A 19,333-nucleotide genomic window follows, 5' to 3' on the forward strand; every position below is an offset into this window, starting at 1 on the left:
GGGCAGGGGGGAATCGGGGACCTGCCCGTGCGGCTGGGCGCGCTCTTCGTGCCGGTGTTCCTCGGCGGCATCGCCTCGTGTGAAGTGCGCGGGCCCTGCATGGCGCCGGGGGGCGGTGCGGCTTCCGCCTCGTCGGACCCCTGGCTGCTGCGCCGGGTGAGTGCCTGGACCGCTGCGGTCGTGCAGACCCGTGAAGAGGCCCTGCTGGCGCGTGAGTTCCGCCACCGGCTCGTGGATGGGGTGAATGCGCGCCTTCATTCCATCCCCTGGATCCACGACACGCTGCGGGCGCTGGCGGACCGGCTCAAGCTCGACCGCACTCCCTGAGCCGGCCATGAACCACTCCACCCACAGTGGGGGGCTTCCGCCGCCGCTCGAGGCCTTCACGCAGGTGCTCGGCTTCGACGTGCCTCCGTCGCACCGGGCGCGTTGGGGCTCGGCCATCACCACCGCCAAGCGCCTGGGCACGGTGGGACTCGGGCCCGTGCAGCGGCTGTTGCTCTCGCGTCAGGTCCACTTCAACGCCCTGTTGGCCTCGCTGCTGCGGCAGCCGGAGCGGACGCTGCCGGAGCGTGCGCGGAGGGAGCTTGCTCCGCTCGCGGATCCCCTGCCGCTGGGCGTGAAGGCCGCGTGGCTGCCCGCGGCGCCGGGCCTGCGCGAACAACAGTCCTGGAACGGGGCCCTCGTGGCGTTGCTGTCCGGGCAGGACTGGCCCCTGCGGACCGACGGTGTGCGCGGGCCCCTGGATGCGCTGGAAGCGCGCTGTGACGTGCTGGCGTCCCAGCCTCCGGGGACCGTGGGGCTTCCGTTGTGGCGCGAGGTGTGGCGGCGGCAGATTGGCTTCAACCATGCCTGTGTCCGGACCCTGCGACACATGCTCGGCGCGGCCCGGCCGGTCCTGGTGATGCCCGAGCCGGAGGCCTACGCGCGGGCTGCCCGCGAGCAGGAGGCGCGCGACGTCAGGGCCGCGACCACCGCGCTCGAAGGGCTGACGCGGCGTCCCCTCATCAGCCTCGTCACCCCGGCGTGGGAGACGCCGGTCGAGGTGCTCCAGGCGTGCATCGCTTCCGTGACGGCGCAGGTGTATCCGCACTGGGAGCTGTGCATCGTGGACGATGGTTCGCGTGGCGCGGGGGTCGCCGCGACGCTGCGACGGCTCGCGGCCGGGGATGCGCGCATCCGTTTCGAACGGCTGCCGGAGAACCAGGGCATCGCTCGCGCGACGAATGCCGCGCTGGCCATGGCCAGGGGAGAGTTCGTCGGTTTCCTCGACCATGACGACCTGCTGGCCCCGCATGCGCTGGCGGAGGTGGCGCTGCATCTTGCGTCCGCTCCCGACACGGAGGTCCTCTACTCGGACGAGGACAAGGTGGATGCGGGGGGACAGCGCTTCGCGCCCTACCTGAAGCCGGAGTTGTCCCCGGAGCTGCTGCGCGCGGTGAACTACGTGTGTCACTTCCTGGTGGTGCGCACGTCGCTGCTCCGCGAGGTCGGCGGCATCCGGCCCGGCTTCGAGGGCGCGCAAGACCATGAGTTGCTTCTGCGGCTGATGGAGCGCACGCGGCGCTTCGCCCACATTCCCAAGGTGCTCTACCACTGGCGCACGTTGCCGGGCTCCACCGCCACGGATGCGAGCGCCAAGCCCGCCGCGTCCGAGGCAGGTCGCCGCGCAGTGACTGCGCACCTGGAGCGCGCGGGGGAGGCGGCGACGGTCGAGACTTCCGCGCCGGGGCTGTACCGGATCCGCCGCTCGATCGCCCATCGCCCCCGTGTGTCGGTGTTGTTGTCAGGTGAGAGCACCGAGGCAGGACTCGAATCGCTGCTCGCCCTGACGGACGGCTTGGAGGTGGAAGTGCTCGTGCCCGTCTTCGGGGGGCGCGAGCCGGGGGCCGCGGCGTCGGTCGCGTCCCCCGCGAAGGTCGTGCGCGTTCGCGTGGAGAGAACCCTGACGCCCGGGGCCGTGGCGAACCGACTCCTGCGCGCATCGAGTGGGGACCTCGTGCTGAGCCTGGACGCCGGCACGCTGCCGACCGAACCGGGCTGGCTTGCCGAGCTGTCCTCACAGGCCCTGCGTCCCGACGTGGGCGTGGTGGGCGCGCGGATCCTCTCCCCTGAAGGGCACGTGCTGCACGCGGGCCTGTGCTTCGGCTCGGAAGGTCGGCTGCTGCGGCCCTTCGCGGGGCTGCCGGATCCGTCGCTCCGGGACTTCGGCGGCTCGCACTGGCCCCGAGATCTGCTGGCCGTCTCCAGCGCCTGCGCGATGATCCGTCGCGACGTGCTGGAGTCCCTGGGCGGATGGGGCGAGTCCTTCACGTCGGACGATGCCCGGGGCGCGGAGCTGTGCCTGCGCGTGGGCGCGCGGGGCCTTCGCGTGCTGTACACCCCCCACGCCCGGCTCGTGAGGACCCATGCACGGAGCGATGGCGACGACGCGCGGGATGCCCTCCGCCTGCGCGAGGCGTGGACGCGTCACCCGCGCACCCCCAGAGGTGATCCCTTTGGCCATCCGTGCCTTGAACCCTCGGATGCGGAAGGAACAGACCGATGAGCGAAGTGCCTGAAGGCCGGCGCCGGAAGCTGGCCCGCCTGACGCGGGATGCGGCTCACGAAGTGCGCATGGGCGTGACGCGGCCCACCGTCCACCTGACACCTGAACCCGTCACGGGAGTGAACGCCGACAGCGGAGGCCCCTTCGAGTGGAACGCCGACGGCGCCGGGGCCCTCGTGGCCCTCACGGCCGACAGGCAACCGCTGCCCACGGGCTGGACACAGCTCTCCTTCCAGCTCCGCACCGAAGCCCCCGGCGCCGCCTCGCCCGTGCTCGTCGTGGACACGGGCGTCGCGGGGGCCGAACAGAGCATCCGGCTGCCGTTGGATGCCCACGGTCGTGCTCGCGCCCTCGTGCGACTTCCAGACGCCGTGCACGCGCTGCGCCTGGGCCCGGTCAGCCACGCCACGCGCTTCCGCCTCACCGACGTCCGCGCCGTGCGCGTGGGCCGGACGGAGGCCGCGCTGCGCACGACCCTGCCCCTGGCCCTGCGACTCGTACGGGAGCCCCAGCGCATTCCCCAGGTGGCCCGTCGCTACCTGGGCGCCCTGCGCACCGGGGGACTCCAGGGCGTGGACGGGGTGCTGGGCCAGAAGTCCCAGGGCAGGCTGTCGCTCGAAAGCTACGACGACTGGGTGGCGCAGTACGACACGCTCACCGACGCGGACCGCGAGTCCCTGCGCCGCACGGCGGAGGCCCTGCCCTGGAAGCCCCGGGTGTCCGTGGTGATGCCCACCTACAACACGCCGGAGGTCTGGCTCCGGCGGGCCATCGACTCCGTGCGCGCGCAGCTCTATCCCCACTGGGAGCTGTGCATCGCGGACGACGCCTCCCGCCAGCCCCACGTGCGCGCCGTGCTGGAGGACTACGCCCAGCGCGATGCCCGCATCCGCTTCGTCGTCCGGCCCACCAACGGTCACATCTCCGCGGCCTCCAACTCCGCGCTGGCGCTGGCCCAGGGCGAGTTCGTCGCGCTCTTCGACCACGACGACGAACTCCCGGAGGACGCACTGCTCCGCGTGGCGGAAGCCCTCAACGCGCACCCCGACGCGGACATCGTCTACAGCGACGAGGACAAGATCGATCCGCGGGGACGCCGGTTTGATCCGTACCTCAAGCCCGCGTTCAACCTGGACCTGTTCCGCACCCAGAACCTCATCAGCCACCTGGGCGTCTACCGCACGGAGCGCGTGCGCGAGGTGGGCGGCTTCCGCGTCGGCTTCGAAGGCAGTCAGGACCACGACCTGGCCCTGCGCGTGATGGAGCGCACCACGCCCGAACGCATCCATCACGTCCCGCGCGTGCTCTACCACTGGCGCGCCATCCCCGGCTCCACGGCGCTGCACGCGGGGGAGAAGGACTACGCCAGCATCGCCGCGCGCAAGGCGCTCCAGGAGCACCTGGACCGCACGGAGCCCGGTGCGCGCATCGAGCCGGGGGCCAATGCCTCACTCCAACGCGTCCGCCATCCGTTGCCCACGCCCCGGCCCCGGGTGACCGCCATCCTCCAGGCCCGGACCCACGAAGCGGCCACGGCCCGTCTCCACGGATGGCGTGCCTCGGCGCAAGGGTGGGACGTGGACTGGCGCGTGGCCTCGGATGCTCAAGAGCAGGCCTCCGCTTCCGCGAACGAAGCCGCGCGCGACGCCACGGGTGACGTGCTGCTCTTCCTCGACGCGGACCTGTCTCCGGACAGCGAGGACTGGCTCGCGGAGCTGGTGTCGCAGGCGCTGCGGCCGGAGGTGGGCGCGGTGGGGGCGAAGCTGCTCGCGCTGGACGGCCGCGTCGAACACGCGGGCTTCGTGTTGGGCATGGGCGCGGACGGGGTCGCGGGCTGTCCGTACCGGGGCCTGCCTCGCGACGGCACCGGACACGTGGGCCGCGCGGCGGTGCAGCAGCGGGTGTCCGCGGTAAGCGCGGCGTGTCTCGCCGTGCGCCGGAGCAGCTTCGAGGCCGTGGGCGGCTTCGACGCCGGACACCTGCCCGGTGCCTGGCGCGACGTGGACCTGTGCCTGAGGCTGGCGGCCCGGGGCTTGTGGACGGTCTGGACGCCCCACGCCGAGCTGATGCGACAGCCGCCCGCGAGGGAGCCGGAGGTGGTCCCGTCCGCTGCCGCCGCCGCATTCAAGGCTCGGTGGAAGGACACCCTCGACAGCGATGTGTTTCACAGCCCCAATCACGCACTGGGCACGGAGATGCTGCGCTTCGCGTGGCCTCCCCGCCCGCCGCGCTGACGGGCGGAAAGTCCAAACGGCAGGACGGGGACGGGGACGGAGGGGCTGTCTCCCCCCCTGGAGAGGAGGCGGCCTCCCGGCCTTGACGCTCTCCAGGGCAGATGACATGGAGGGACGTCCATCATCGGGCGGGCGCCTGTTCGAAGCCCCGCCACCGCGCCAACGCCTGGAGAGGGGGGCGTGCCCCGTGTATCGGGGCCAGGCCTTCCTGACGCCAAGAACACCATGCACCCACTGCTCAATCCCCTGGACCATCCCCTCAGCTTGACGGTGCCGAAGCGGCTTCTGGCCTCCTCCGCGTGGGTTGAACACGTCCCGTTCGCGATGTTCATCATCGACCTCGCGCGTCCCCGGACGTTCGTGGAGCTGGGGACGCACTCGGGCGTGTCCTATTGCGCGTTCTGCCAGGCCGTGGACACGCTGAAGCTGGAGACGAAGTGCCACGCGGTGGATACGTGGAAGGGGGATGCGCAAGCGGGCTTCTATGGGCCGGACGTGCTCGCCGACCTGCGCGCGCATCATGATCCGCTGTACGGCGGCTTCTCCCGTCTCAACGCGATGACCTTCTCCGAGGCGGCGGGCGCCTTCGCGGACGGCTCCATCGACCTGCTCCACATCGACGGCTGCCACACGTACGAGCAGGTGCGGGCGGACTTCGAGCAGTGGCTGCCCAAGATGAGCCGCTCGGGTGTCATCCTGTTTCACGACACCAACGTCCGGGAGCGCAACTTCGGCGTCTGGCGCTTGTGGGAAGAGCTGCGGGGGCGCCATCCCTCCTTCGAGTTCGACCACGGTCACGGCCTGGGCGTCCTGGCCGTGGGCCCGGATCAACCCGAGGGCGTGCGCGCCCTGGTGGAGGCGCGCGGCGAGGAGGCCGCCCGGCTCAAGGCCGCCTTCTTCGCGCTGGGCTCCCGGCTGTCGCTCCAGCTTCAGACCCAGCAGCTGATCGCGGAGCGGGACCGGCTGAGCCAGGAGCGCGACCAGCTCACCCAGACGCGCGACCAGCTCACCCAGACGCGCGATGAACTCTCCCAGCGCATCGCCGCCACCACCCGCCGCGCCGAGCAGCTCCAGGCCGACGTGGAGGCCGCCCGGCTCCGGGCCCGCGCGGATGCCATCGCCCTGAGCGCCCGCTCCGCGGAACTCGACAAGCTGGAGAAGGCCCAGCGCGTGCTCCAGGTGGAGCTGGACCAGAAGGCGCACCGCGTCTCCGAACTGGATGCCCTGGCGTCCCAGCAGCGCTCGCAGCTGGCGCACATCAACGGCAGCCTCGGGTGGAAGCTCGTGAACCGCTACTGGGCGGCGCGCGAGCGCGTCCTGCCCCCCGGCACGCTTCGCGGGAAGGTCTACCAGCGCGGCAAGCAGACGCTCCACAAGGTCGGCGCGAAGCTGGCGCGGTTGCCCAGGGCGGAGCAGCTCGCGCCCAGCCCCGCCGGGAGCACCGCCGTGGCCATCGCCCGGGCAGCGCGCCCCCAGCCGTGGACGGTGCCGCTGACGAAGGACTCCCGGTCCAGCATCGGGCGGCGCATCCTCATCATCGCGGAGCTGTCGCTCCCCCAGTGCAAGCGCTACCGCGTGGACCAGAAGGTGGAGATGTTCCGCCGGCTGGGCAACGAGGTCACCGTGCTGCGCTGGAACGACCACGCCGAATGCAAGACGGCGCTCCAGTTCCATGGCCTGGTCATTTTCTACCGGGTGCCGGCGTTCCCCGACGTCGTGGAGACGCTCGAAGAGGTGAAGCGTCTGGGGTTGCCCCACTTCTTCGAAGTCGATGACCTCATCTTCGACGTGGAGGAGTACCGCCGGAACAGCAACGTGCAGGGCCTTCCCAAGAAGGAGCGCGACCTGCTGCTGGACGGCGCGAAGCTCTATCGCAAGGCGCTCGGCATGTGCGAGCACGCCATCGCGAGCACGCCGACCATCGCGGAGGCCATGCGCAAGGTCGTCACCGGCGACGTCTACGTCGTCGAGAACTGCCTGGACGAAGGCATCCTGGCGCTGTCCGAGGAGATGGAGCAGCGCCCGCCGACGGTGGACGCGGGCATGGTCACCATCGGCTATGGCAGCGGGACCCGGACGCACGACGCCGACTTCGCCGTCGCGTCGGACGCCATCCAGTCCGTGATGGAGCGCTACCCGAACGTGCGCCTGGCCATCCACGGCTTCCTGGAGCTGCCGGAGGGCTTCGAGCGCTTCTCCGACCGCGTCTTCCGCATTCCCTTCCTGGAGGCGGACGACTACCTGCGCGCCCTGGCCTCCTGGCAGATCAGCATCGCGCCCCTGGAGAAGACCCTCTTCAACGACGCCAAGAGCAACATCAAGTACATCGAGGCGTCGGTGTTCCGCGTGCCCACGGTGTGCTCGGGCGCGGGGCCGTTCCGGGAGATCGTCGAGAACGACAGCAACGGCTTCATCGCCACGACGAGCGCGGAGTGGGAGCGCGCGCTGTCGCGGCTGGTGGAGGACGCGGGCCTGCGCCAGCGGATGGGCGAGGCGGCGTACCGCAGCGTGATGGGCCGCTACCATCCCGCCGTGGTGGCCACCGAGCGGCTCCAGCCGGTGCTCAAGCACCTGCCTCCGCCCTCGCCCCCGCGCCTCAAGGTGCTGGAGGCGAACATCCTCTTCGCGCCGCTGAGCTTCGGCGGGGCCACCATCGTCGCGGAGCAGCTGGCGCACCGGCTCCATGACAACGGCTGTGACGTCACCGTCTTCACCGGCATCCTGGAGTCGCCGCTGTCGGCGTACTCGGTGGTGCGCTACGAGACCGGGGGCCTGCCCGTCATCGCCGCGCAGGTGCCGCACGGTGGCGACCGTGCGCTGGACTACGAGAACCCCCGCATGGGGGAGCTGTTCACCCAGGTGCTCAAGGCCGTGCGCCCGGACGTGGTGCACTTCCACTCCATCCAGATGCTGAGCGCCTCGCTCGCGACGGCGTGCCGGCAGGAGGGCATCCCCTACACCATCACCCTGCACGACGCGTGGTGGCTGTGCGAACGGCAGTTCATGGTTCGCGAGGACTCCACCTACTGCAACCAGAAGAGCATCGACCTGCGCGTCTGCTCCAAGTGCGTGCCGGACTCGCGCTTCACCTTCAAGCGCACCTTCGCGCTGCGCAAGGTGCTGGATGGCGCGGCCCTGCTGCTCACGCCCAGCGAGTTCCAGCGCCAGCTCTACATCGCCAATGGCATCGCCCCGGACCGCATCAAGGTCAACAAGAACGGCGTCATCCTGCCGTCGCGCGAGCGCGCCCCCCGGCCGGAGAAGACCCCCGTGCGCTTCGCGTACCTGGGCGGCCGCGCGGTGCACAAGGGCTACTTCTGGCTCAAGGACATCCTCGAATCGATGCCCGAGGACCAGTACGTGCTGAAGATGACCGACATCCAGTTGCGCATGGGCTCCGCCTCCATCGACGCGAAGGAGTGGAAGGTGCCCGGCCGCGTGGAGGTCGTCCCGCCCTATGATCAGGACGGGCTGGATGCCTTCTTCGAAGGCGTCGACGTGCTGCTCATGCCCTCGCAGTGGAAGGAGAGCTTCGGTCTGGCGGTGCGGGAGGCCCTGGCCCGGGACGTGTGGGTGCTCGTCACGGCTTCGGGTGGCGTGGTCGAGGACGTCGTCGAAGGCGTCAATGGCAACATCGTGGAGATTGGCGACCGGGAAGGCTTCCGGCGGGCGCTCCGCGAGCTGCTGACGCATCCGGAGCGGCTTGCCCACCACCGCAATCCGCAGCGCGCCCAGGTGCGAGGCTACGAGACGCAGGCCACGGAGCTGCGGGACCTGCTCTCCGGAATCGCCCAGGCTCCCGTCCTGAAGCGGTCCGCCAGCTAGGCCACGACTCCGGCTTCCCTCCCAAGCTCATACACGGGAGGGAAAAAGGTCCAGGCAAGCCTTCGAGTCCGTGTACCGGGCCCGCGTCGCTCAGGGCTTCTTGCGCTCGGCGGCCAGCTGCTCCAACTGCTTGTCCACCTCCTGGCGCCACAGGGCCTGCGTGCGCGCCTGGGTCCGCTGGTGCTCGTAGATGAGCGCGAGCGCGTCCAGGATGGACTCGTTGAACTCCACCTGCCGCCGCAGCGCTTCGTTGATGAAGGGCTGGAACGCGAGCCGGAAGGCGCGCTTGGCCATCACGAGCGCGGGCCCCACCACGGGCCGGTGGGAGGTGGGCGCGTCGGCGTAACGACTGTCGCGCTTGCGCCGCGCACCCTCCAGGAAGTGCGGCCAGGCAGCGCTGGAGGCCGGCGCCAGGGTGGCGGTGAACCTGCTGCGCAGCGCGTCCACCTTCTCCGGCTCGGGGCGCGGCAGCCGGCGCAGGGCTTCGGCCACCGCCTCCGCGGTGGGGTGGGTGCTGATGAGGTCTTCAGCGCGCATGCGTGCGTCCTCCTGCGTCCAGCTCCCGGGCCAGGTCCCTCGCGAGCGCGTCCACGTCCGTGTCGGGCTTCAGCTCCTTCAGGCGCGGTCCCAGCAACCGCCGCACCCCCGCGTCCGGCGCGCGGCGGGCCTCCCAGACGCCCCAGGCGTGGGCCTGGACCTGGGCCGCCGTCCGCCGGGCCACTTCCTCCGCGCCCGCGAACAGCACGGGGCCGGTGGCGCAGCGCACGCCCGTCTCCAGGGAAGAGGACGCGGGCGCATCCGAGCTCGCGGGGGAGGTTGGTTCATCCGGGGTGAAGTGCCACACCGGCGTGCCTTCACGTCGCTCCTCACGCGGCGCCAGTTGCAGCGGCATCACCCCGCGCCGCACCGTCCAGAGCCTCGCGCCGGGCATCCGGTCCACCACCGCGCGCGCCAGGCGGGACATGGGCGCGTCCGGCGCCGTGTCGAAGCCCGGGCACACCACCGTGGCGGCATCCGGCCCGGGCTTCGCTTGCACCGGAGAGCGGCCCTCCAGGAAGGGGGTCAGGGCCTCGTGCACCCGCCGGGCGACCGTCTGCTGGTCCAGCGGGGCCAGCCGGTCGCGCTGGGCGGCCACCACCTGCGCGCGCAGGGCCGCGTCGCGCTCCAGCACCGCGAGCAGCCCGGCCACCTCCACGGGGTCGTCCGACAGGGTGGTGAGGCCCGCGCCGCCCATCGTTTCCGGCACCGCCGCGGCGCCGTACGCCACCACCGGCACCCCCCGGTACATGGCCTCCAGCAGGGGCACGCCGAAGCCCTCGTGGCGGCTCATGGAGAGGTAGGCGGTCGCGGAGGCGAAGCACGCGGACAGCTGGGATGCGTCCACGCGTCCCAGGAAGACGACGCGCTCGGGGCCCAGCTGCTCGCGCAGGGCGATCACCGACGCGTCATAGGGCGTGCTGTTGGACAGCGTCCCCGCCACCAGCAGCCGGCTGCGCGGTTGGTACAGGCGCTGGTAGGCGGTGAAGACGCGCAGCACGTCCTCCAGGCGCTTGCTGGGCACGGTGCGGCCCACGAAGAGGATGTTCGCGCACCCATCCTCCACCTGCGCCCGGAGCGCCGGGTCCGGCGGCACGTCGAATGCGTTCCAGTCCACCGCGAAGGGCAGCACGGAGGCGTCGCGGTAGCCCGCGGCGGCCAGCTCCTCCGCGCTGAAGTGCGAGTAGGCCCAGGCGTGCGACACGTGGTCGCGCAGCGCCCGCAGCTCCTCGCGCGCCGCCGTGCAGCCTTGCGCCACGTGGCGGTCCACGCCCTCGAAGAACCGGGTGGGCGTGACGTTGTGGTACAGCAGCGCCTTGCGCCCCCGCGCCTTGGCGACCAGGGGGACGAGGCGCGACTCGAAGCTGTGGTGGATGAGCAGCGCGCTGTCGGAGCTGGCATCGCGCGGATAGTCCCGGGCGGGCCGCACCTGGTCGCGGCAGGCCTCGTCCCACTCATTCGCGTAGATTTCCGAGTCGAAGCCCCAGCCGCGCAGCAGGTCCCGCAGGTAGCGCACCTGATTGCCCACGGCGTCGCCCCAGGCCAGGTGCGACACCAGCTGGTGGACCCTCCCGACACTCCGGGAGGCGGTCCCTCGCTTGCTGTTCCAGAGGCTCACGTTGGCCATGGCGTTTACAACCGGCACGCACCGGGGACAAGTGGGCGCGGCCTTGCCTTGACGGGGCTCCCCTGCCTCCGATACGGAGGGCGCTTTCTCCTGCGTCCGAGTGGTGGCTTGTCAATGAACGTCCTGGTGACAGGGGGCTGCGGCTTCATCGGCTCCAATCTGGTGAAGTACCTGCGTCGCGAACGGCCTGACTGGAAGATCGTCAACCTCGACAAGCTCACCTACGCGGGCAACCTCGAGACGCTCGCCGACCTGGAGGGAGACCCGAAGCACGTCTTCGTCCGCGGCGACATCGGCAACCGTGAGCTGGTGGAGCACCTGATGGTGCAACATTCCATCCACGCGGTGATGCACCTGGCGGCGGAGAGCCACGTGGACCGCTCCATCCTGGGGCCGGAGATCTTCGTCACCACCAACGTCCTGGGGACCCAGCAGTTGCTGGAGGCCAGCCGGGCGCGGGGCGTGAAGCGCTTCCTGATGGTGTCCACCGACGAGGTGTACGGCTCGCTGGGGCCCACGGGCGCGTTCACCGAAAGCTCGCCCCTGCAGCCGTCCAGCCCGTACTCGGCGTCGAAGACGAGCTCCGACCTGGTCGCGCTGGCGTACCACCACACGTTCAAGATGGACGTGGTGGTGACGCGCTGCTCGAACAACTACGGCCGCTACCAGTTCCCGGAGAAGCTCATCCCGCTGATGGTGGTCAACGCGCTCCACGACAAGCCGCTGCCCGTCTATGGCGACGGCGCCAACGTGCGCGACTGGCTCCACGTGGAGGACCACTGCCAGGGCCTGCTGGTGGCGCTGGAGAAGGGCCGGGCCGGCGAGGTCTACAACATCGGCGGTGGCTCCGAGCGTCGCAACATCGAGATCGTCAAGGGCATCCTGGGCCTGCTGGGCAAGCCCGAGTCCCTCATCCAGTACGTGGCGGACCGGCCCGGGCATGACCGGCGCTACGCCATCGACCCGACGAAGATCCGCACGGAGCTGGGCTGGAAGGCGCAGCAGACCTTCGAGCAGGGGCTGGCGGACACGGTGAAGTGGTACGTGGAGAACCGCGCCTGGTGGGAGCGGGTGACGAGCGGCGCCTACCGCCAGTACTTCGACACCCAGTACAAGGCCCGCCTCCAGGGGAAGGGCTAGGCCATGCGCTTGCTCGTCACGGGGGCCAACGGCCTGGTGGGCAGCCGCGTCTGCGCGCTGCTGACCCAGCAGGGACACGACGTGGTGGGCCTGGGCCGCGGCCCCCGGCGCACCGGCGGGACGCACCGCTACGTGGAGGTGGACCTCACGCGTGAGGCGGACGTGGCCCAGGCGCTCTCCGCGAGCGCGCCCGAGGTGATCATCCACCCTGCCTCCATGACGGAAGTGGACGCGTGCGAGAAGGACCCCGAGGCCGCCTTCGCGGCGAACGTCACCGCCACGGCGGCGGTGGCCCGGGGCGCCCGGGCGGTGGGCGCGCACCTGGTGCACGTGTCCACGGACTACGTGTTCGACGGGGACGCGGGCCCGTACGCGGAGGACGCGCTGCCCAACCCGAAGGGCGTGTACGCGCTCACCAAGCACATGGCGGAGCAGGCGGCGCGCACCTTCGTCCCGGGCTGCGCCATCGCGCGCACGGCGGTGGTGTACGGCTGGCCGGCGGCGGGCCGTCCCAACTTCGGCGCCTGGCTGGTGGGCGCGCTGGAGAAGGGGCAGCCGGTGAAGCTCTTCGAGGACCAGGTGGTGTCCCCGAGCTTCGCGGACAGCGTGGCCGCGATGCTGGCGGAGCTGGGCGTGCGGCGGCTGGGCGGGGTGTGGAACACCTGCGGTGGCACCGTCATCGACCGGGTGGGGTTTGGCCGGGCGCTGTGCGAGGTGTTCGGCTTCGACGCGTCGCTCATCACGCCCACGCGGATGGCGGACCTGAAGCTCGCGAGCCCCCGGCCGCTGCGCAGTGGCCTGACGACGGACAAGGTGCGCGACCAACTGGAAGCAAAGCCGTTGGCGCTGGCCGAGTCGCTGGCGCGCTTCCACGCGGCGTGGAAGGCGAACCGTCCCGTTTGATCATCCGCGCGTGGCGGCCGGCCGCGCGCATCCCTCCACGCGATCCGCCGGAATCCCGGGCCGGGTGCGTGGAACGCAAGGAGCATCCATGAAGGGAATCGTTCTCGCCGGCGGCTCGGGCACGCGCCTGTATCCGCTGACGCGCGTGGTGAGCAAGCAGCTGTTGCCCGTCTACGACAAGCCGATGATCTACTACCCGGTGACGACGCTGATGCTGGCGGGCATCCGGGAGATCCTCATCATCTCCACGCCGCAGGACCTGCCGCGCTTTCGCGAGCTCTTGGGGGACGGCGAGCAGTGGGGCGTGCGCTTCCAGTACGCCGAGCAGCCGAAGCCGGAGGGGCTGGCGCAGGCCTTCGTCATCGGCCGCGACTTCGTGGGCAAGGACCCGGTGTCCCTCATCCTGGGCGACAACATCTTCTACGGCCACGGCATGGGCGAACTCACGCAGCGCGCCTCGCGTCGCACGCATGGCGCGACGGTGTTCGGCTACTACGTGAAGGATCCGGAGCGCTATGGCGTGGTGGAGCTCAACGCGCAGCACCAGGCGGTGAGCATCGAGGAGAAGCCGGCGAAGCCGAAGTCGCACTACGCCGTCACCGGGTTGTACTTCTACGACAACCAGGTGGTGGACATCGCCGCCAACCTCAAGCCTGGCAAGCGCGGCGAGTATGAAATCACCGACGTGAACGCCGAGTACCTGCGGCGCGGGCAGCTCAACGTGGAGCTGATGGGCCGGGGCTACGCGTGGCTGGACACCGGCACGCACGAGTCGCTGATGCAGGCGTCCAACTACATCGAGATCATCGAGCGCCGTCAGGGCCTCAAGGTCGCGTGCCCGGAGGAGATCGCCTTCCGCATGGGCTACATCGACGACAAGCAGTTGGCGGCGCTGGCGGCGCCCATGCGCAAGAACGAGTACGGCCAGTACCTGTTGGATCTCATCGAGAACCGGGGAGCGGTGTCGTGAAGGTCACCCCCCTGGAGCTTCCCGAAGTCCTCCTGGTGGAGCCGAAGGTGTTCGGCGACGACCGGGGCTTCTTCCTCGAGTCGTACCACGCGAAGCGCTACGCGGACGCCGGCATCACCGGCCCCTTCGTGCAGGACAACCTGTCGCGCTCCGTGAAGGGCACCCTGCGGGGGCTGCACTTCCAGGAGCCGAACGCGCAGGGCAAGCTGGTGCAGTGCCTGTCCGGCGCGGTGTGGGACGTGGCGGTGGACGTGCGGCGCGGCTCGCCCACGTTCGGCCGCTGGGTGGCCGCGGAGCTGTCGTTCGAGAACAAGCGCCAGCTCTGGGTGCCTCCGGGCTTCGCGCACGGCTTCTGCGTGCTCAGCGACTCCGCGGACTTCTTCTACAAGTGCACCGCGCTGTACTCGCCGGAGACCGAGCGGAGCGTGCACTGGAATGATCCCGACCTGGCCATCCCCTGGCCGGTGAGCGCGCCGCTGCTGTCCGGCAAGGATCAGCAGGCGCCCCGGCTGAAGGACGCCCCGGTCCTGCCCGTTTTCTGACGGTTGTCCGACGTCTGGAGCAGGCGGGCGGACGCGAAGTGGGGGCTTGCCATTCCGGTCTCCCTGCGCGGGCAGCAGGCAGGGAGGCGGGCGACTTCCGCGAGGAGGACGCCAGTCAGGGGATGGAATGCCCAATCTCCTCCGAGCAGTCGTGGCCACACCTCGGAGGAGGCAGCATGGTTTTGCCCGGCAAGGGAATGAGCTGGAAGGAGTTCTTCAAGTCCCTCAAGGCCGAGTGGGGGCGGGACAACGTGGGCAACGTGGCGGGGGCGCTGACGTTCCAGGGCATCCTCGCGCTGTTCCCGTTCCTGCTGTTCCTCGTGTCGCTCGCGGGCGTGTTGATTGATCCGCATCAGGCGCAGCAGCTCGTCCAGGAGCTGTCGCGCGTGGCGCCGCAGGAGGTGACGAAGATCCTGGGTGAGCGGCTGGAGGCGCTGGCGAACAGCAACCCGGTGGGGCTGTTGACCATTGGTGGCGTGGGCGCCATCTGGGCGGCGTCGGGCGGCATCGTGGCGCTGATGGAGGCGCTCAACACCGTCTACGGCGTGGAGGAGAAGCGCCCGTTCTGGAAGAAGCGCGGCATCGCGCTCCTGACGACGCTGGGCACGGCGGTGACGGCGGTGCTGGCGGCCCTCGTCGCGGTCGTCACGCCGGCGGTGGCGAACAAGCTGGGTGAGCCGCTGAGCACCGTCATCATGTGGCTGCGCCTGCCGGTGGCGGGGCTCCTGATGATGTGCCTGTGGGCGTACCTGTACTACGCGCTGCCGGACGTGAAGCAGAAGTTCAAGTTCATCACGCCGGGCTCGGTGGTGGGTGTGCTCATCTGGGTGGCCGCGTCGTGGGCGTTCTCCATGTACGTGGCGAACTTCGGCTCGTACGACGTGAACTACGGCGCCATCGGCGGTGTCATCGTGCTCTTGCTGTGGATGTGGATCTCCTGCCAGGTCATCCTGCTGGGCGCGGAGATCAACGGCATCCTGGAGCACAAGTCGCCGGACGGTAAGTCGCCGGGTCAGCGCGATCCGGATGCGGCCGGCCCGAACGTGACGAAGACGGAGGCGGAGGAGCAGGGCGCGGACCTGCCTGGAGCCACGGACTTCCGTCCCAAGCCGCCGGTGCCGCCGTACACAACGCAGCCCGTGCCGCTGAGCAAGACGCCGCTGGCCGCAGCGGCGAAGGTGGCCGCGGGCGTGGGCCTGGGGGTGTTCCTGATGCGCCGCAAGTCTCCTGCGCGGTAGCCGGCACGGGCACGGGGCCTGACGATGGCGGGCGGTCTTCCTTGGGGAAGGCCGCCCGTGGTCGTTTCAGGGCAGGGGCGTGGTGACGTAGTCCTTCCCGTCCGAATGGCAGCCGTGGCAGGTGTCGTGGCCGCGGCCGTAGTAGTTGCTGTCGTAGTTCGGGCCGAAGCCCTCGTAGAAGATCCAGGTGTCCTTGCCGGCGCCGTCGGCGACCTTCACGTCCAGCGCGTGGCCCCGGAGGGTCTTCCCGTCCTTCTCGAACAGCTCCTTGACGAGGATGCTGCCCACGGGGTGTGTGGCATTGCCGTCGCGCAGCGAGCCCACGACGCGGTCGTTGAAGAAGACGCGGACCTTGCTGCCGTGGGGCGCGCGCGTTTCGTGGACGGTGGGCTCGGCGAGCCACGACTTGTAGCGGCCGGAGCGCACGAAGTCGGTGATGCCCTGTTCGGAGGTATCGAGTTCCTGGACGACGCCCAGACCCTCATCCACGGACGAGGAGGGGCCACAGGCGCTGGCGAGCAGCAGGAGGGACAGCAGCAGGGGGCGCGGGTGCATTCCCTGCGTTACGCCTGTGGCACTGGGACGGTTACTCAGTCTTCGTAGGGCTGCCTGGAGGGCGGTCTCCACGAGCCCGCCGCCCGGAGGGTGTGCCCTTGCGCGGGAGTCACGTCGAAACCGGCCTTCTCGAGGGCAATGGCCACGTCGATGTAGCGCCAGACAATGGACTCGTGGCTGTGTTTATCCACGACCACCGCGAGACCAGGAGGGATGTTGGGTCCGTCGTACAGGAGAAAGGCCCAGCACCGTGTGAGCTCGAAGCTTCCCACCCAGTGCCAGGAGAACGAGCCCCGGTCCGCGTGCTTCGGATCCTCAAGGAGAAGTTGCTCCTGTGCGGCCTTGAGCGCGATGGACTCGGCCTCCTCGTGGGGAAGGGGGAGGACTGCCTCCAGGGCCGGCTGGAACCGCATGATGCCGCCGAAAGGTCCAAGGTAGCCCGTCGCCGCTTTCAGGCGGGACAGCGCTGCGGTGGCCTCCTCGGGCGTGAAAGGGCCTGCTTCACAGGGAAGAGGCCCCGGTGAGAAGGCCGGTCCCATCAAGGATTTGAGTTCGTGCCTGAGTGGGCCGGAAGGATCCATGCCGTAGAGGACGAGGTATTGGGACGTCATCGTTCCTATTCAGCGGAATAGGTATGGGAGAGGTCGATGTCCAATGCGAGTACGGCCTCTGGAAGGGCAAGTTCGATCCGGCCGAAGTGAAGGTCCTCGGGCGTGACCTGGTAGGTGAGGGTGCCCATGGAGTCGTCGAAGGCGAAATCGTCGACGTCGAAGATCGAAATCTCGAGCGGAAACTTGAGGAGGTTGGAGGTGAGGACCTCGCAGCCGCCGGAGTTCCATCGGGGGTTCAGGCTCGGATCCTCGGGCGTGCGAAAAACGCCGGACGCGGACGGGCAGCGCATTTCAACGACGACGTCGGGCGGTGTGCCATCGAAGTCCCACTCCTCATCCTCCGTGGAATAGGGGTCGTACGGGAGGATGGTGGCCCGGGCGGGCTGCACCCGCGTCCGCATCACACCCACGATGCACGCCCTCTGGCCCAGGTGGCAGACGCTGCCGCTGGCACAGCTGAGACAGGCGCCGCCACCCCTGGGGCCACATGCCTCATCGCTGGCGTACCGCATGCACTCGTTCTCCGCGGAGCAGCACCCGTCCCGGCAGTTGTCCGGGGTGCACTCCGAGGGACCGCAGGCGGACAGCAGCAGCGCGCAGGTCAGGGCGATGAGGAGGGAAGCGGGTTTGTTCATGGGGGTTCAGGGACTCATTTACTCCAGCGCAGCAGTTTCGCGCGAGCCGTGTCGGAGAGCTGGGTCACCACGAACTTTTCTTCGAAGTCGTCCGCGTCCTGAAAGAGGATCAACCCCCGTGACATGGGCATCCCCCGTGAGAGGGATGGACAACTCCAAATGGAATCGCCGCCTCGCTTCCGGAATTACCGGAGGCGGGCGGCGATGGGGCCCTGCTTGGATTTGGACTACCGGCGCTTCATCGCCGCGTCCGCGTGCTTCTCGCGGAACTCGGAGTAGGGGCCGTTGAAGTCGAGCACTTCCTTGCCCGCCTCCAGGCTCCAGATGCGCGTGGCGACCTCGGAGATGAGCTCCTGGTCGTGCGTGACGACGATGACCGTGCCCTCGAACTTCTGGAGGCCTTCGGCCAGCGCCGCGATGGACTCCAGGTCCAGGTGGTTCGTCGGCTCGTCCAGGATGAGCACGTTGTCCTGCATGATCATCAGCTTCGACAGGAGCACGCGCACCGTCTCACCACCTGAGAGCGTGTCCGTGTTCTTCATCCGCTCCTCACCCGAGAACAGCATCCGGCCCAGCACGCCGGAGATCTCCTCGTTCGTCAGCTTCTCGCTGATCTCCCGCAGGTAGCCGAAGCAGGTCGTGCCCTTGTAGATGACCCCGTGGTGGTCCTGCGGCAGGTAGCCCACCGACGCCTGATGGCCCCAGGTGATGGTGCCCGCGTCCGGCTCCGTCTTTCCGGCCAGCATCTTCACCAGCGTGGACTTGCCCACGGCGTTGCGGCCGATGACGCAGATGCGCTCGCCCTTGCAGACCAGCCCGGTGAACGGCTTGATGACCTGCACGCCGTCGTAGGACTTCTTCAGGCCCTCGAACATCAGCGTCTGCCGGCCGCTGACCACCTTCTGATCAAACCGGATGAAGGGCCGCGCGATGTTCGAGCGCTTCAGGTCCTCCGTCTTCAGCTTGTCGATCTGCTTGATGCGGCTCTGCACCTGCGAGGCGCGCGTGCCGGCGTGGAAGCGCGCCACGAAGTCCTGCAGTTGGAGGATCTTCTTCTTCTTCTCTTCCGTCTCCGACTCCACCCGGGTCCGCAGCTGCGACTTCTGCCGGACCATGTCGTCGTAACCACCCGTGTACTGGATGATGGTCTCGTAATCGATGTCCGCGATGTGCGTGCAGATGGAGTTCAGGAAGTGCCGGTCGTGGCTGATGGTGATCAGCACGCCCTCGTACTGGTGGAGGAAGGTCTCCAGCCAGCGGATGGAATCGATGTCCAGGTTGTTCGTGGGCTCGTCGAGCAGCAGCCCGTCCGGCTTGCCGAACAGCGCCTGCGCGAGCAACACACGCAGCTTCAGGCCGCCCGTCAGCTGGCGCATGGGCTCTTCGTGGAAGGCCTCGTCGATGCCAAGGCCCGCCAGGAGCGTGGCCGCGTCGCTCTCCGCGGAGTAGCCGTCCTCTTCCGCGATGACGCCTTCCAGCTCACCCAGCCGGTTGCCGTCCTCCTCGGTGATGTCGGACTTGGCGAGCAGCTTGTTCTTCTCATCCATCGCCGCCCACAGGTGGCGGTTGCCCATCAGCACCACGTCCAGGACGCGGTCGTTCTCGTAGCGGAAGTGGTCCTGGCGCAGGATGCCCAGCTTGCGCGGGCGGATGATGTCGCCCATGTCCTGCTCCTCGTCACCGGCGAGGATCTTCATGAAGGTGGACTTGCCGGCCCCGTTCGGACCGGTCAGGCCGTAGCGACGGCCCGGCGAGAAGGCGACGTTGACCTCCTCGAAAAGTTTCTTGGGCCCATAGGCCTTGGAGACGTTGATGACGTTGAACATGGCGGCGGCTTGTAGCGGAAATGGCGCGTCCACCAAAGACGCGCGGTGAATCGGGGCCCGGCGGCGTACCGGAGGACCCAATGTAACCGCCGGCACGCCCCGGAAATGCCGGCTTCCCACCCCGTTTCCAGGCCCCCCTGGC

At 69.5% G+C, this 19,333-nt stretch carries 14 protein-coding genes and 1 pseudogene; 9 read left to right on the plus strand and 6 right to left on the minus strand.

Annotation, left to right across the window (positions count from 1 at the left end; all coding sequences use genetic code 11):
* The 4 genes and pseudogenes from D7X74_RS43120 to D7X74_RS25920 all read left to right on the plus strand — a co-directional run.
* A pseudogene (locus tag D7X74_RS43120) lies at positions 1 to 327 on the plus strand (glycosyltransferase family 2 protein); the annotation flags it as partial.
* Between the two features lie 7 nt (positions 328 to 334).
* Complete coding sequence (locus tag D7X74_RS25910) at positions 335 to 2,548, plus strand: glycosyltransferase (protein ID WP_158622295.1); 2,214 nt, start codon at positions 335 to 337, stop codon at positions 2,546 to 2,548.
* Complete coding sequence (locus tag D7X74_RS25915) at positions 2,545 to 4,782, plus strand: glycosyltransferase (protein ID WP_120535679.1); 2,238 nt, start codon at positions 2,545 to 2,547, stop codon at positions 4,780 to 4,782. The genes D7X74_RS25910 and D7X74_RS25915 overlap by 4 nt, the downstream gene beginning before the upstream one ends.
* A 225-nt stretch (positions 4,783 to 5,007) precedes the next feature.
* Positions 5,008 to 8,607 (plus strand): class I SAM-dependent methyltransferase, encoded by a 3,600-nt coding sequence (locus tag D7X74_RS25920; protein ID WP_120535680.1) that lies wholly within the window; start codon positions 5,008 to 5,010, stop codon positions 8,605 to 8,607.
* Positions 8,608 to 8,697: 90 nt separating this feature from the next.
* On the opposite strand, the gene D7X74_RS25925 is transcribed toward D7X74_RS25920, so the two are convergent.
* Complete coding sequence (locus D7X74_RS25925; RefSeq protein ID WP_120535681.1) at positions 8,698 to 9,144, minus strand: hypothetical protein; 447 nt, start codon at positions 9,142 to 9,144, stop codon at positions 8,698 to 8,700.
* A complete protein-coding gene (locus D7X74_RS25930) occupies positions 9,134 to 10,771 on the minus strand; it encodes a glycosyltransferase (RefSeq protein ID WP_120535682.1) in 1,638 nt (545 codons plus the stop codon). Before D7X74_RS25930 ends, D7X74_RS25925 begins: the two co-directional genes overlap by 11 nt.
* A gap of 114 nt (positions 10,772 to 10,885) precedes the next feature.
* Here D7X74_RS25930 and rfbB point away from each other — a divergent pair, with 114 nt between their 5' ends.
* The 5 genes from rfbB (at position 10,886) to D7X74_RS25955 (ending at position 15,564) form a co-directional block, all read left to right on the plus strand.
* Positions 10,886 to 11,911, plus strand: a complete 1,026-nt coding sequence (rfbB, locus tag D7X74_RS25935; RefSeq protein ID WP_120535683.1) for a dTDP-glucose 4,6-dehydratase — start codon at positions 10,886 to 10,888, stop codon at positions 11,909 to 11,911.
* A 3-nt stretch (positions 11,912 to 11,914) separates the two neighbouring features.
* Positions 11,915 to 12,814 (plus strand): SDR family oxidoreductase, encoded by a 900-nt coding sequence (locus D7X74_RS25940; RefSeq protein ID WP_120535684.1) that lies wholly within the window; start codon positions 11,915 to 11,917, stop codon positions 12,812 to 12,814.
* 88 nt (positions 12,815 to 12,902) lie between these two features.
* Positions 12,903 to 13,784, plus strand: a complete 882-nt coding sequence (gene rfbA, locus D7X74_RS25945) for a glucose-1-phosphate thymidylyltransferase RfbA (RefSeq protein ID WP_120535685.1) — start codon at positions 12,903 to 12,905, stop codon at positions 13,782 to 13,784.
* Positions 13,781 to 14,326 (plus strand): dTDP-4-dehydrorhamnose 3,5-epimerase, encoded by a 546-nt coding sequence (gene rfbC / locus D7X74_RS25950; protein WP_120535686.1) that lies wholly within the window; start codon positions 13,781 to 13,783, stop codon positions 14,324 to 14,326. The genes rfbA and rfbC overlap by 4 nt, the downstream gene beginning before the upstream one ends.
* A 176-nt stretch (positions 14,327 to 14,502) precedes the next feature.
* Positions 14,503 to 15,564, plus strand: coding sequence for a YihY/virulence factor BrkB family protein (locus tag D7X74_RS25955; RefSeq protein ID WP_120535687.1), 1,062 nt, complete (start codon positions 14,503 to 14,505; stop codon positions 15,562 to 15,564).
* 66 nt (positions 15,565 to 15,630) lie between these two features.
* Here D7X74_RS25955 and D7X74_RS25960 read toward each other — a convergent pair whose 3' ends face one another.
* From D7X74_RS25960 to D7X74_RS25975, 4 genes are all read right to left on the minus strand, one after another.
* Complete coding sequence (locus tag D7X74_RS25960; protein ID WP_120535688.1) at positions 15,631 to 16,119, minus strand: hypothetical protein; 489 nt, start codon at positions 16,117 to 16,119, stop codon at positions 15,631 to 15,633.
* Between the two features lie 35 nt (positions 16,120 to 16,154).
* Entirely contained in the window at positions 16,155 to 16,532 is a 378-nt protein-coding gene (locus tag D7X74_RS25965) for a hypothetical protein (RefSeq protein ID WP_147446679.1), read from the minus strand.
* Between the two features lie 203 nt (positions 16,533 to 16,735).
* Entirely contained in the window at positions 16,736 to 17,365 is a 630-nt protein-coding gene (locus tag D7X74_RS25970; protein WP_120535690.1) for a hypothetical protein, read from the minus strand.
* Between the two features lie 227 nt (positions 17,366 to 17,592).
* Entirely contained in the window at positions 17,593 to 19,191 is a 1,599-nt protein-coding gene (locus D7X74_RS25975; RefSeq protein WP_120535691.1) for an ABC-F family ATP-binding cassette domain-containing protein, read from the minus strand.
* Positions 19,192 to 19,333: the final 142 nt, after the last annotated feature.

This window comes from Corallococcus sp. CA047B (assembly GCF_003612065.1).
Taxonomy (GTDB): Bacteria; Myxococcota; Myxococcia; order Myxococcales; family Myxococcaceae; genus Corallococcus; species Corallococcus praedator.

Coding starts and splice junctions, on each gene's coding strand:
- D7X74_RS25910 (WP_158622295.1), top strand. CDS start 335: ATGAACCACTCCACCCACAGTGGGGGGCTTCCGCCGCCGCTCGAGGCC.
- D7X74_RS25915 (WP_120535679.1), top strand. CDS start 2,545: ATGAGCGAAGTGCCTGAAGGCCGGCGCCGGAAGCTGGCCCGCCTGACG.
- D7X74_RS25920 (WP_120535680.1), top strand. CDS start 5,008: ATGCACCCACTGCTCAATCCCCTGGACCATCCCCTCAGCTTGACGGTG.
- D7X74_RS25925 (WP_120535681.1), bottom strand. CDS start 9,144: ATGCGCGCTGAAGACCTCATCAGCACCCACCCCACCGCGGAGGCGGTG.
- D7X74_RS25930 (WP_120535682.1), bottom strand. CDS start 10,771: ATGGCCAACGTGAGCCTCTGGAACAGCAAGCGAGGGACCGCCTCCCGG.
- rfbB (WP_120535683.1), top strand. CDS start 10,886: ATGAACGTCCTGGTGACAGGGGGCTGCGGCTTCATCGGCTCCAATCTG.
- D7X74_RS25940 (WP_120535684.1), top strand. CDS start 11,915: ATGCGCTTGCTCGTCACGGGGGCCAACGGCCTGGTGGGCAGCCGCGTC.
- rfbA (WP_120535685.1), top strand. CDS start 12,903: ATGAAGGGAATCGTTCTCGCCGGCGGCTCGGGCACGCGCCTGTATCCG.
- D7X74_RS25955 (WP_120535687.1), top strand. CDS start 14,503: ATGGTTTTGCCCGGCAAGGGAATGAGCTGGAAGGAGTTCTTCAAGTCC.
- D7X74_RS25960 (WP_120535688.1), bottom strand. CDS start 16,119: ATGCACCCGCGCCCCCTGCTGCTGTCCCTCCTGCTGCTCGCCAGCGCC.
- D7X74_RS25965 (WP_147446679.1), bottom strand. CDS start 16,532: ATGCGGTTCCAGCCGGCCCTGGAGGCAGTCCTCCCCCTTCCCCACGAG.
- D7X74_RS25970 (WP_120535690.1), bottom strand. CDS start 17,365: ATGAACAAACCCGCTTCCCTCCTCATCGCCCTGACCTGCGCGCTGCTG.
- D7X74_RS25975 (WP_120535691.1), bottom strand. CDS start 19,191: ATGTTCAACGTCATCAACGTCTCCAAGGCCTATGGGCCCAAGAAACTT.